The sequence below is a fragment of the Pedobacter jaeyakensis genome (assembly GCF_054461315.1).
On the sequence record NZ_CM136921.1, the window covers coordinates 333,510 to 347,210 of the forward strand.

A 13,701-nucleotide genomic window follows, 5' to 3' on the forward strand; every position below is an offset into this window, starting at 1 on the left:
AACACTGTACTTCTACTATACTATTATTTATTTATGTAACCTGATCACCAATTACAAATGGTGATTTAAACTTTCTTGTAAAAATGGATGGTTCTTCGCAATAAGTGGCTTCTTGCTCAAAGCACTTAAGACCGTAAAGGTAAACAATCCTACAAAACCTAATGCAGTGCCAATCTCGATAATACCAAAACCGTTGTGCTCTTCTACAGTACCAGGCATAATCATCTGATAGTAATCAACCCAGTGTCCGCAAAGAACTACAATTGAAACTGTCAAGAGTACATTTTCTTGCCTTTTGTTATCTCTGTCCATCAATAGCAACACCGGTGACAGGAAGTTCAGTACCAGATTTAGATACCACCAGAATTCGTAATTCTCCCATCTCTTGTAGAAGTAAACTGTTTCTTCCGGCATGTTTGCATAATAGATCAACATGAATTGAGCAAACCATACATAGGTCCAGAAAATAGAGAACCCAAATATGAATTGTCCTAAGTTATGCAGATGGCTGTTGTTTACCCAGCTCATGTAACCCGCCTTTCTCAACAGGATGATGATGATGGCAATTGTAGCTAAACTACTTACCCACATTGCTGCAAAGTTGTACCAGCCGAACATTGTTGAGAACCAGTGTGCCTCAAGAGACATCACGGTATCAAAAGCGAATATTGGTGTAGTAAATCCGTATATTACTAGGAAGATACATGAGTACTTAAAGCTCTTCGTGTAGGATGTCAACCCCCCTTCTAAATCCTCATTGTTAGATAGTTTAGTCAGTAACAAAGCAAAAAAGCTATATACACCTAGAAAGATTACCTGCCTAGCCATAAAGAATGGCACATTAAGGAAAGCAGACTTTCCATCAATCAGGCTATCGTAATTCGGATCGCCTTTAACAGTTAAGCCAGGAGCATTCCAGTGGTGATATAAGTTGTGTGTATATAAACCTGCTCCGATTACAGCAAGCAAAATGACTACCGCAATTGGAAGTACTTTTGCCATAGCTTGTGGCACGCGAAGTATAGAAGCCGACCAGCCAGCTTGTGCTACAAATTGTACCGCTAGAAAGAATGCGCCAGACATGCAAACGCAAGCGAAATAGTAAGCCATCAGCAACAGGTTTGCAAAAGTACGCTCATGAAGCGCCTCTGCAGAAAAGCCGTAACCTATAGCCAAGATACCGATAACGATACCTACAAGGCTTAAAGTTTTTGCTTTACCTGTAAACTCAAACTGCTCAGTTAAATTATAATTATGAGTTCCCATTTATTTCTTCTTTACTATTTTCCTTTTTGTAATTGTTGTACATACATAACCACTTTCCATCTTTCCTGAGGGCTCAACTGTGATGCATAAGAACCCATCATGTTCAAGCCGTACTTAATGGTATGATAGATCTTACCAGCAGTTAAGTCAACCATTCTGCCTCCTCTTGAAGACATTTTCTCGGGATCGATGAAGGAAGGAACACCAGAAAACTTTTCAATTTTAACCAAGTGGCCTTGTCCGTCTCCCTTTTCTCCATGACATGGACCACACATCACTTTAAACAAATGTTGTCCTTCCATCAAGTTCTTTTCAGTTACAGGCAAGCTGTTAACCAGGCTTACACCTGCCGCTTCGTAACCTTCTTTATTGTTTGGATAAGTATCCTCTTCAACAAATCCTACCGGTGAGGTATGTGCCGGTGGAGTTTGTGCAGTTTGTCCGTTTGCGAAGTTTTTATTTGCCTGATCCGGATTATAAGCAATCGGATCATACATATTCCTTGCATATTCTAAACCTGTACTCTGTTTATCCCTGCATGCTGAAAACATTACAGCACCAGCAAGTATACAAAATGAGGCTAAAACTACTTTATTCTTATTCATAGCTAACATACTTCCTTTCATTGTACTTCACTTCCAAAGCACCTGCATCTTTTAATAAACCATCAATTAATGTGTGCTCGGCATTTTGCTGTGCATCGATAGCTATAATAAACCTATCATCAGTTGCTCTAAGGTCCATTACCCTTGGAGCTCTTCCAGGGAACAAATGTGTAGATGCATAATATGCACCAACCAAGCTGAATGCTGTGAACAAGATGGTTAACTCAAACATAATTGGAATAAAATCCGGAAGTGCCAATGCAGGCTTACCACCAATGTTATTTCTCCAATCCACTACTGATGTCAGATAGATCAGCGCAAATGCTGACGCTGTTCCGGTAATACCGCAAAAGAATGCGAGTATATCTAACCTGGATCTCTTAACTCCTAATTTAGCTTCGATGCCGTGAATAGGCATTGGTGTATAAACATCATGAATCGCAATGTTATTTTCCTGTAACTTCTCGATGCCGTGCATCATTTCGTCAGGATCACCAAAACTGCCTAAAATATATTTGATATTACTCATTGTTATATTTTTGCGTATTGTTCTTGTTTAACACTATCAAACTTATCTAAAGACTCAATGTATTCTGCTACTTGTTCTTTATCTAGATGACCTTCTTTAATCTGCTCTAATTTAGCCTGCTCACTTGCACTCTTAAGCAATAGTTTCACCTCAGCTATTGCGATAGAAGGCAACACCCTTAAAAACAATAGGAATAAGGTAAAGAATACGCCAATTGATCCAACAAATACGCTCACGTCAACCCATGTTGGATAGAACATTGCCCAACTTGAAGGAAGGTAATCACGGTGTAACGAGGTAACTATAATTACAAAACGCTCGAACCACATACCGATATTTACTACAATTGACAAAATCCATGTTGCGGGGATGTTGGTACGGATCTTTTTAAACCAAAGCAATTGCGGAGAGATCACGTTACAAGTCATCATCATCCAATATGCCCACCAGTAAGGACCGGTTGATCTGTTGATAAATGCATATTGTTCATATTCTGAACCTGAATACCAGGCAATGAAGAATTCAGTTAAATAGGCCACACCAACAATTGATCCTGTTAAAATGATGATCTTATTCATCGATTCTATATGGAACATGGTGATGTAGTTTTCAAGACCTAATACTTTACGTGCAACTAATAATAGCGTTAACACCATCGCAAATCCTGAGAAGATCGCACCAGCCACAAAGTATGGAGGGAAGATCGTAGTATGCCATCCTGGAATTACCGAGGTTGCAAAGTCCATGGATACAATCGTATGTACAGAAAGTACAAGTGGAGTAGAGATACCTGCAAGGATTAGAGACACTGCCTCAAAACGTTGCCAGGTTTTAACGTTACCAGACCATCCGAAAGAGAAGATAGAATAAATTTTACGTCTCATACCGGTAGCACGGTCGCGGATAGTAGCGATATCAGGCAATAAACCTGTATACCAGAACAACAACGATACCGAGAAGTAGGTAGAGATCGCAAACATATCCCAAACCAATGGCGAGTTAAAGTTTACCCAAAGTGATCCAAACTGATTTGGTAGTGGTAATACCCAGTAAGCCAACCATGGACGACCCATGTGGGATACTACATATGTTGCAGCGCAAATAACGGCGAAGATTGTCATTGCCTCTGCCGAACGGTTAATTGAGTTCCTCCAGTTCTGACGGAAAAGTAACAATACTGCAGAAATCAGCGTCCCTGCGTGACCGATACCAACCCACCAAACGAAACCGGTGATGTCCCAAGCCCATCCAACTGTTTTGTTCAGACCCCAGGATCCTATACCAAACCAGAAGGTATAGCTTACCGCAACCACCCAAAGTGTAGCACCGCAAAGTGCAAGTATAAATCCTATCCACCACGCCTTATTAGGCTTATTCTCAACTGGCAATAAAATATCATTCGTAATCTTAGCATACGTGATATCATTACCGGTGATTAATGGTTCTCTTAATATTGATTCCTTATGTCCTGACATAATCTATATTTCTTTATTATCAGCTTACGCTTGTACTGTTGTATCTGAATTCCTAATTTTTGTCATATAACCTATACCCGGTTGTACGTTTATCTCTTCCAGTACGTAGTAGATACGCTCACTACGCAATGCTTTTGAAACTTCCGAGTTAGGATCATTACCATCACCAAAGATGATCGCGTTGGCAGAGCAAGCTTGCTGGCAAGCCATTTGAATATCGCCGTCCTTTAACGGGCGTTTTTCAATCTTGGCTTTCAGTTTACCACCCTGTATACGCTGGATACACATAGAGCATTTTTCCATAACACCTCTGGAACGCGTTGTTACATCAGGGTTAAGTACCAGCTGCGTAAATTCGTTGTTCAGGTAGTTATCAAAACGGGAATCATTCCAGTAGTTGAACCAGTTAAAACGACGTACTTTGTACGGACAGTTATTTGCACAGTAACGTGTACCCACACAACGGTTATATGCCATGTGGTTTAATCCGTCTGACGAGTGTACAGTTGCCAATACTGGACAAACTGTTTCACAAGGGGCATGATCGCAATGCTGACAAAGCATTGGTTGATGCACAACGGAAACATTATCCAAATTATCTAAATGAGCAATCTCTTTTTCTTTTGTTACTGCATTGATGCCAGTACTGTGTTCTCCGTGCTCAGCTTCTGCATGACCTTCGCCCTCCACGTTATAGCTATAATAACGGTCGATCCGGATCCAGTGCATCTCTCTACGTCTGCGAACTTCATCCTTACCTACAACTGGAATATTGTTTTCCACATTACAAGCAACAATACAAGAGCCACAACCTGTACAAGCATTCAAATCGATTGCCATTACCCAGTTGTTACCTGGTTTCTCATATTTATCCCACAGATCATATGATTTGTGTTTAGCGTGATCATTACCTGATCCAGCAGCTGGATTCTTTTTGTATTCAGTAAAAGTAGCTTCGCGAATGATGTTTCTGCCTTCAAATGAATGATGCGTTTGTGTTTGCGCCAATTCTTCTCTGCCACCTGTTGCCGTTAGGCTAACTGTAGTTGCATATTTTACTGTACCATTGGTAAAGCTCACAAACGGGAAAGCATTTTTACCAACATTATCTCCTGCTTTTCCAACTTTAGTACGTCCGTAGCCAAGTGCGATAGATGCAGTGCCTTGCGCTTGTCCTGGTTGTATCAACACAGGTAAGTCGATGGAATAGCCCTTATCATCCTTTACTGAAACGATATCAAATTCTTTATATCCCAATTTATCCGCAAACTTGGGAGAAAGTGCGATGTAATTATCCCAGGTAACTTTAGATACCGGATCAGGAAGCTCCTGAAGGAATGCGTTGTTTGCGTGTTTACCATCGCGCATCGGTATACTTTCGTATACCTGAAGCTCAACCTGGCCTTCTTTAGCTAAGGCCTTACTGTTGTTAATGATCGAAGGAATAACCGCGGCTAGTGATAAGCCAAATGTATAAGTACCAGCTGCTTTAGGCGTACCAGCAAAAACACCAGTCTGCAAAACGTCCACCCAGGTCTTTCCTAATACAGGTAGTATTTTGGCTTCCCAGTTGTTACGTACGTACTGGTAGTATTCCTTAACCGGACCGTTAGACCAGGTTAACAGGCTTTCTTCTGCCTGACGTGAATTGAATACTGGATTGATTGTCGGCTGTACAATGGAATAATTTCCTTCGTAAGCGCTTGCATCACCCCAGGATTCTAAGTAGTTGTGATTGATTGCAACAACGTCACATAAAGTAGATGTTTCGTCTTTCCTGTCAGAGAATGAGATCTTCAATCCAACTTTAGCAAGACCATCAGTAAATGCTTTCGTGTTGGAAACATCATAACCAGGGTTAGTGTCAAGGAAAAGAATTGCGGCAACTTCGCCTCTGTTCATCTCATTGATCAACTCTGCAAACTCAGCATCATTACCAGAATAACGCTTGTTAGGATTATCAAGATCTATTGTAGTACCGTAACTTCCTATAGCGGAGTTGATGGCATTTACAAGGATTTGGGTAGATACATCGTTTGATCCACTAACCACTAACGCTTTTCCTTTATTCTGCAAAAGCTCTTTGGCAACCAATTTTAAAGCTTTATCAGCCGTTGCATTAGCACCTAAAGAGCCGCCAGCTAAGCCAGCGCCCGTAATGGCATTGTATAAGGTAATCAAAGCAGGGCCTTCTTCAGACAATTTGATTGGTACACGCGTATCAGCGTTTGTACCTGTCAAACTCATACCAGCTTCAAACTGGAAGTGACGAGACATCTTACCGCTTTTCAAAGATTTGTAATCACGGTTAGATACATATTGTGCAGTAAATTCTTCACCGCTAATCCAGGTACCTAAAAAGTCCGCACCAAAGCTCACTACTAAATCAGCTTTGTCGAAATTATATTTAGGTACAACTGATTTACCGAAGCTATTTTCATTTGCTTTGATAATCCCAGTGTAAGATATCGCATCGTATTGTACATGCTTGGTTGCAGGAAAAGCAGCAGTAAAGTCAGCAATAACTGCAGTTGTAGATGGACTACTTACAGATGATGAAACGATTCTGATTTTTTTACCGGATGCCTGGGCTTTAGTAAGCTCGGCTTTAACAAACTGATCTATTGCAGCCCAGTTGCTGTCAGATAATGCTCCTGCAGAATCCTTTAATAAAGGACTTTTAAGTTTTGATACATCATACAGGTCTAAAACAGAAGCCTGTGCCTGGGCATCAGTGCCACGGTAAAAAGTTCCGGCATTAGGATTTGGCTCAATTTTGATTGGTCTTCCCTCTCTGGTCTTAACCAGTACACTCTGACCGTTAAAGCTTGACACATAGTAGTTAGGAATTCCCGGAACTACTTCCTCAGGCTTGATCAAGTAAGGAATAGATTTATGAACAGGGGCAGTTTGACAAGCCGCCAGTGTCACTGCACCTAAACCAAAGCCTAAAGCTTTCAAAAAGTCGCGGCGCGGAGTAACTGTACTTAACCCTGCTTCATTTAAAACATCTTCTATTGGAAGTGGCTCAGCGAATTCGTTCTTGTTATTCTCAACAAAATCGGGAGTATTTTTGTACTCTTCCAGGCCTTTCCAGTATCTTTTATTGCTTTCCATTTAAGCTATATTACTGTTTATCGAACGTTCTTTTGACTAAACTCTATTAATAGTGACATTTACCACACTCTAAACCACCAAGGGCGGCCGGTGTAATTTTTTCGCCTTTTTTGATCTTCTCATGCGTTTCGATGATCTTGTCATAATAAGCATTTCCTTTAACCTCCAGCTTGGTATCTTTATGACAGTTGATACACCATTTCATGGTTAGTGGAGAATACTGATAGATTTCCGACATCGTATCAACCGGACCATGACAAGCAAAACAAACTGGCTCATTAGGTTTTAAACCTTTTTCTTTTCTGATTGCTTCTTCAGCTACCACCACATGCTGAGAGTGATTGAAGTAAGCAAAATCAGGAAGGTTGTGCACACGTACCCACTCAACTGGCTTTTCTTTTGATTTATCATAAGTCTGTGTTGCAGGATCATAACCCAATGCAGTATAGATCTTCTGAATTTCCGGCGAGATCTGACCATCATATTTCTCTGTAGCTTGTACTGATTTGTGACAGTTCATACAAACGTTTGAGGAAGGAATAGTAGCATTCTTAGATTTAAAAGCACCAGCGTGACAATACTGACAGTCAATCTGATTTGTTCCTGCATGAAGCTCATGAGAAAATTTAATTGGCTGCACCGGCTGATATCCGGTATGAACACCTGTATTCCACATGCCCATCCATCCAAATGACCCTAAAGTTATTACCAGACAAAGGATAGAGAAGAAAACAAATTTCTTGTTTTTTAACAGACCTTTAACACCAGAAGCAAAAGAAACCGATTCATCTTCAACAAGAACTACTCCTTGTTTTTGTAGAATTAGACGCTCCAGCATTTTGATGGCACGACCTAAAACTACCAATACAACAATTGATAATAGGATGATCGCAGCAATACCAGCTATTGAAAAGTCCGATACGCCCTCAGATGACGTAGCAGTAGCACCACCAGCTTCCTCCTTTTTCTTAGGCTCCCCCGCTTTTGCATATGCAATGATGCTTTTAATCTGTACATCAGTTAACCGTGGAAAGGTAGACATTTCCGCAGGCGAAAACTTAGAAGCTTCGATAGCCTGTTTGTCGCCAGCATCAACTAACGCTTTCCAGTTCCTGATCCATTTAATGGCAAACGCCTCGTCAAGTTCATTCAACTTCGCTGTTAAGGCAGGGCCCGTGCTGTTGCTGGTTAACTGGTGGCAAGAATTACAATTTTCTTTGAATAATTTCCGGCCCTCTACTACATCTTGTGCTTGTGTTGCAGAAACAGTTAAAACAGAAAGAGCCGCAAAAACCAGTGCTGACTTCCAAACTCTTTTAACGATCAATGAGATATCCCTCATAATGAGTATTTTATGCTATTTTTTAAAAAACTTATTAAACGTATTTGATGATTGAACCCAAGTTCCCCACTAAAACGTCCACAAAAGTAAAATTTATTAACTTACCAATGACAAAGAAATGACAGTAAATACAATTTATAATCAATCTAAATAGTTGCTCTATTGTGCTTTAAACGACGAAAATCAGCAATTTCCTTAAAAATGCTGATTCCCGATTCGCCTATTTCGTAAAGCGCTATTTGTTAATTTAAATTACATTTTTAATATCCACGCAAACATTAATGGCGCCACAATTGTTGCGTCGGATTCTACAATGAATTTAGGGGTGTGAATGTCCAATTTGCCCCAGGTAATTTTCTCGTTAGGCACTGCTCCTGAATAAGAACCATAGGAAGTTGTGGAATCAGAAATCTGACAAAAGTAACTCCAAAACGGAATGTTCTCCATCTCCATATCCTGATAAAGCATAGGCACAACACAGATCGGGAAGTCGCCAGCTATACCACCGCCAATTTGAAAGAACCCAATGCCCTTTCCTCCACTATTCGCAATATACCAATCGGCCAGCCAGCCCATATACTCAATACCGCTCTTCATCGTGGTCGCTTTCAATTCAGATTTCATTACATAAGAAGCAAAAATGTTCCCCATGGTAGAATCTTCCCAGCCCGGCACAACAATTGGAAGGTTTTTTTCAGCAGCTGCAAGCATCCACGAATTTTTAGGATCAATCTCATAGTATTGTTCCAAATCACCACTTAACAACATTTTATACATAAATTCATGCGGGAAATAACGCTCGCCTGCTGAATCAGCGTCTTTCCATATTTTATGGACATGTTTCTGTAGTCTTCTAAATGCTTCTTCTTCAGGAATACAGGTATCGGTAACACGGTTGTAATGGTTCTCTAAAAGATCCCACTCGTCCTGCGGACTCAAATCACGGTAATTTGGAACGCGCTTGTAGTGTGAATGTGCCACGAGATTCATAATATCTTCTTCCAGGTTAGCTCCTGTGCATGAAATGATCGCAACTTTATCTTGTCTGATCATTTCGGCTAATGATATACCCAACTCTGCGGTGCTCATGGCCCCTGCAAGGGTGATCATCATTTTGCCGCCTTCATCCAGGTGTGTTTCGTATCCTTTAGCTGCATCCATCATCGCCGCAGCATTAAAATGGAGGTAATTGCGCTCCATAAATTGGGATATTGGTCCTCTTGTACTCATATTGATCAATTTTGTTGGGCGCAAAAGTAGGTATTTAATTATTCATGATCTAATTTTCTACTGGCAATGGACACTAAAGCAAATTTGACCGACAAACCGGATACAGCCGGCTTTTGCTATTTATGGTCTTAAACTTGCTATAGCGGGATTATATTTAAATAATTCCTTTATTTTAGGCCGATGAAGAAAATTCCGCTTTGCACAATCCTCTTTTTTATAGCTGCAAACGTATTTGGACAAAAGAAATTGATTGAACGCTATCTGTCCGATAAAACAGATTCTTCAAGGCGGGCAAGCTTTATGCCCGTTCCAGTTTTTAGATACAGTCAGGAAATAGGCATTGAATTTGGATTGGGGGCACTTTTTTCTACGTATTTGGACCGGGCCGACTTAACAAACCGCAGTTCTAACTTCAGTACGGTCTTATCTGTTTCCACAAAAGGACAGTACAATGTTTCTCTTAAAAGCGATATCTGGTCTAAAAAGAACGAATACCATTACATCGGCGAAGCTCGGTTTAAGAGAATGCCTTTTGATTTCTTTGGCATTGGTAACAGTACAGCTGAAGCAGATAAAGACAGACTGGTGCAAGGTTCTGTGAAATTGGTATTTGAGGCAGAAAAGATGCTGGCAAAACACACCTACACCGGCATTTCCCTGGGATTTGAGAATTATCATTTTGACGATGATGTAGTGGGCGGGATTTTCACTACCGACCAAACTCTCTTGCACAAAATTGGCGGTTCTGTAATCTATGCGGGCATTTCGCAAAGCTATGACACTAGAAATTCAAATAATTACACCACTAAAGGCTTTATGGGCCGCGTAACTTACCAATATGCACCAGATTTTTATGGTGGTGAAAACTTTACAGGAAGCCTGATTAAAGCAAATGTTCGTAATTTCTGGCCGCTGTCCAGGAAATTTGTTTTGGGTGTTAACGCTTTATTCCATTCCATTCAGGGTAAAAACACACCATTCTATTTGCTTCCTCAACTGGGAAACGATGAAATGATGAGGGGCTACTACACCGGGCGCTTCCGAGATAAAAACCTATTGGCGGGCCAAGCTGAACTGCGTTACAGGTATAATAACAGGTTCGGGCTTGCGGCCTTTGCAGGCAGGGGGCAAGTATTTGCTAATGGCGGGCTTGCAGTTAAAAATTTCAAACCCTCCTACGGTGCGGGAGGACGATATTTCTTCGATCCGGAAAAAGGTTTAAGTGTCAGGGTAGATTATGGTATTGGAGAAAAACGGGTAAACGAGAAACGCCAGACTGGGTTTTACATCAGTTTGGCGGAGGCTTTTTAAAATACTAGAATCTTTTGCTGGCTTTATTGAAGTCGGCCTGGTCAGCAAGCTGATATTTCTTTGTATTGAGGCTATAGATGATTAAATCACTGCTCAAGTCGACATCTTTATAAGGAGAACTGATTTTCCCTTTGTGAGCCGTTACAATTTTGGTGTAGTTGTTTACGTTGACGTGGTCTGCATTAATAACAATAGAATCCAGGGAAAGCTTTACATTGCCATATAGATCTACGATTTTTCTATCTTTAGAATATCTAACAGAATCCCCGGCTTTGAATTCGATATTTGCAAGGGTGCTGTAATTAGTTCGAACACCCTCAGGTCTGTCATCGACGATAAACCGATTCCTATCAAAAATTACTTTCCCATTTTTACTATAAGTACCGGAACCGACTTCAGGGTAGTTCCTTCCTTGAGCGAAATATCCGTTAAACGCTTTTATTTTCACTCGGTCTCCTATCTTCATTTGTTTGTTCACTAACTTTACAAATTCCATCGATACGTAAGCTAGCACTTTCACTCCGTTATCTTGTTGAACAACAAATCCACTTGATTGAAAACGATTTTCAGGGTAAAAGTGCTCCACAACTTTTCCATAGAAAGTACGGCCAGTATAATACTTTGAGGCTTCTCGATTCTTAAATTCCCAGTAGGTAAGTTTAGGTTCTTTACCAAACCAGACAACGTAATCATCTGAGCTTAGTCCCGGCAAATCAAACTCATGTCCTCGTCCATCACCTCTAACCAAACTTAATCTCTTTAAGAACGAAGGACTTAAGGCCATTGCCTGCTTCTGATTATATACTTTTCCACCTATTATCAATTTAATTTCCGTGCCGCCCATTGCCACATTTTTTACGGCCTGTCCGTAAGGCGGAGTTACGATAAAGGTGAGTGCGAGGCTCCCATCATTTGCGAATTTGCTTTCTATTACTTGAATAAATTTGTTGGATTGCGCAGATGTTTTACTTTTGATAACCGGATCAGCTGCCTTGGTCTGCGCATAAACTACTTCTACGGCAAATAGCCAAATTAGGATAAGGCCAATAGGAATGGCAGTGAGGTACATCAACTTTTTCATATGATTGGATTCAGAAGCAAATAACATTTTAATTCTTTCTTTAAGCGGGCTTTTCACAAAATTATTGACCAGGGATAAGTTGATTTGTCCGGACGCCACGCTAAGCAGCAAACTGGCATAAGATCGATTGCCAACAGCCAAAGAAGTAGCATAATCTGCATCGTATTCATGAACTTGATCTAAAGATTTCTCATAGAAATAAGCTATCGGGTTAAACCAAAGCACTACCCTGCAAAATGCAGCAAATAGTTTGTCAATGGAATGATATCTGAATGCATGGATACTTTCGTGCTGAAGGAGAACGGTCATCTCTTTTGAAGTAAGATCAGGCTCACTTACAAACACATAATTGAAAAAGGAACAATTGGTAAAGCCTTCTTGCTTGTAAATTACTTTAAGTTTACCATAGCTTACATGCTTCCTCCTAGTATTGAGCAAAAGTCTGGCTATTTGAATAAGAAATAGGATCAAAAAAATTACCGCAACACTACAATAGATAATGATGGTTAATTGCTCCCAGTTATAAGTTGCTTCAACAATAGCGGGCGACAATTGCACAGGTTCCGTTCTACTTATTTGTGGATTTCCGATTGTGCCTTCGTAAACAATGGGTGATGGCATTGGTATTAACGGTACATGTTCCAGCGTTTGCAACTCTATCTGCAATGCAGGTATGATAAAGCTGAATATCATGGTGATCAGCAAATAATACCTATTGGTACTAAAGAAGGTTAGCTTTTGTAGAAATACATAGTAAAAAGCATAAAACAAGGCCATGCAGGCACTTACTTTAAAGAGGTAGGTTAACCATTCCATTAGTTAAGGTATTGTTCCATACCCTAAAACTATAACTTATATTTTAGTTTTACAACTGTTTTTTCAGTTATTGATAGCATAAGCTAACTTAACTTATCAATAATCTGATTATAACCGCATTAATTTAAAACTTTAATTTGAAATGCTCCTTTACCTGGCCTTTTTTGAAGTAAACTAAACCTATCCAAAATAGATCGACTGTAACAGTTACTTGCGGGTTGGCCTTAATTTCTTCCCAGGCTTCTTTCATACCCTCACTCCAATAAATATCGTCGAAAATAAGCAGAGATCCCTCATGTACCTTAGGCAGGCACCAGTTGAAATAATTTATGGTAGCATCCTTTCGATGGTTCCCGTCTACATATACAAAATCCAGCTGTGGATGTTCTTTAATCACCGTAGGCAACAGCACATCGAAGTTACCTACCTGTAATTCTACATTATCCAAGTCTAAAGCCCTAAAGTTATTGTATGCTACTTTTGCTGTTTCAGGGCAGCCTTCAATTGTAATGATGTCTGCATCGGGACAGGCTTTAGATAAATATGCTGTCGTGATGCCCAGACATGTCCCCAACTCTACTATACTTTTGGGATGGTTGTTTTTAGCTAGTCGGTAAATAAGCTGCGCCAGTCTCGGGTTCTTTAATGCATTCTTTGCAATCTGTTTTACTTTCTTAGTTCTATTCTTATTAAGATGGGAACCAGCACCTAAATCGGTCACAGTTACGGTAGAATCGTCATTCAAAAGTTTTTTTCGCTGATCTTCAATTGTTTTATAGTCAGTTTTAGACTTAAAATCGTAAATTACCTCATCAGCTAGCTTGTAAACAAATGGTGAGTGGGTGCCATGTCTGCTTTTTGACGTAAGGCGATGTTTTAAATAATCGCTAATGAAATTAAAGACCATAACCGCAAAAGTAGGGATTCAA

Annotated in this window: 10 protein-coding genes; 1 reads left to right on the forward strand and 9 read right to left on the reverse strand. The window is 40.2% G+C overall.

What is annotated here, in order from left to right; translation table 11 throughout:
* Window positions 1–51: 51 nt before the first annotated feature.
* From ACXZ1K_RS01655 to ACXZ1K_RS01685, 7 genes are all read right to left on the reverse strand, one after another.
* On the reverse strand, window positions 52–1,266 hold the full coding sequence (locus ACXZ1K_RS01655; protein ID WP_458971642.1) for a quinol:cytochrome C oxidoreductase: 1,215 nt from the start codon (window positions 1,264–1,266) through the stop codon (window positions 52–54).
* 14 nt (window positions 1,267–1,280) lie between these two features.
* Complete coding sequence (locus ACXZ1K_RS01660) at window positions 1,281–1,871, reverse strand: c-type cytochrome (protein ID WP_458971643.1); 591 nt, start codon at window positions 1,869–1,871, stop codon at window positions 1,281–1,283.
* A complete protein-coding gene (locus ACXZ1K_RS01665; RefSeq protein WP_458971644.1) occupies window positions 1,864–2,400 on the reverse strand; it encodes a DUF3341 domain-containing protein in 537 nt (178 codons plus the stop codon). The genes ACXZ1K_RS01660 and ACXZ1K_RS01665 overlap by 8 nt, the downstream gene beginning before the upstream one ends.
* Before the next feature lie 2 nt (window positions 2,401–2,402).
* Window positions 2,403–3,875, reverse strand: a complete 1,473-nt coding sequence (nrfD, locus tag ACXZ1K_RS01670) for an NrfD/PsrC family molybdoenzyme membrane anchor subunit (RefSeq protein WP_458971645.1) — start codon at window positions 3,873–3,875, stop codon at window positions 2,403–2,405.
* 24 nt (window positions 3,876–3,899) lie between these two features.
* Window positions 3,900–6,992 carry a TAT-variant-translocated molybdopterin oxidoreductase gene (locus ACXZ1K_RS01675; RefSeq protein WP_458971646.1) on the reverse strand — a complete coding sequence of 1,031 codons (3,093 nt, stop codon included), beginning with the start codon at window positions 6,990–6,992 and terminating at the stop codon, window positions 3,900–3,902.
* Between the two features lie 46 nt (window positions 6,993–7,038).
* Entirely contained in the window at window positions 7,039–8,334 is a 1,296-nt protein-coding gene (locus ACXZ1K_RS01680; protein ID WP_458971647.1) for a c-type cytochrome, read from the reverse strand.
* 252 nt (window positions 8,335–8,586) lie between these two features.
* Window positions 8,587–9,564: a deoxyhypusine synthase family protein gene (locus ACXZ1K_RS01685; RefSeq protein ID WP_458971648.1), complete on the reverse strand. Its 978-nt coding sequence runs from the start codon at window positions 9,562–9,564 to the stop codon at window positions 8,587–8,589.
* Between the two features lie 180 nt (window positions 9,565–9,744).
* Between ACXZ1K_RS01685 and ACXZ1K_RS01690 the strand changes: the two genes are divergently transcribed.
* Complete coding sequence (locus ACXZ1K_RS01690; RefSeq protein ID WP_458971649.1) at window positions 9,745–10,875, forward strand: polymerase; 1,131 nt, start codon at window positions 9,745–9,747, stop codon at window positions 10,873–10,875.
* 4 nt (window positions 10,876–10,879) lie between these two features.
* Here ACXZ1K_RS01690 and ACXZ1K_RS01695 read toward each other — a convergent pair whose 3' ends face one another.
* Entirely contained in the window at window positions 10,880–12,772 is a 1,893-nt protein-coding gene (locus ACXZ1K_RS01695; protein WP_458971650.1) for a M56 family metallopeptidase, read from the reverse strand.
* A gap of 124 nt (window positions 12,773–12,896) precedes the next feature.
* Window positions 12,897–13,679 (reverse strand): O-methyltransferase, encoded by a 783-nt coding sequence (locus ACXZ1K_RS01700; protein ID WP_458971651.1) that lies wholly within the window; start codon window positions 13,677–13,679, stop codon window positions 12,897–12,899.
* Between the last annotated feature and the right edge of the window lie 22 nt (window positions 13,680–13,701).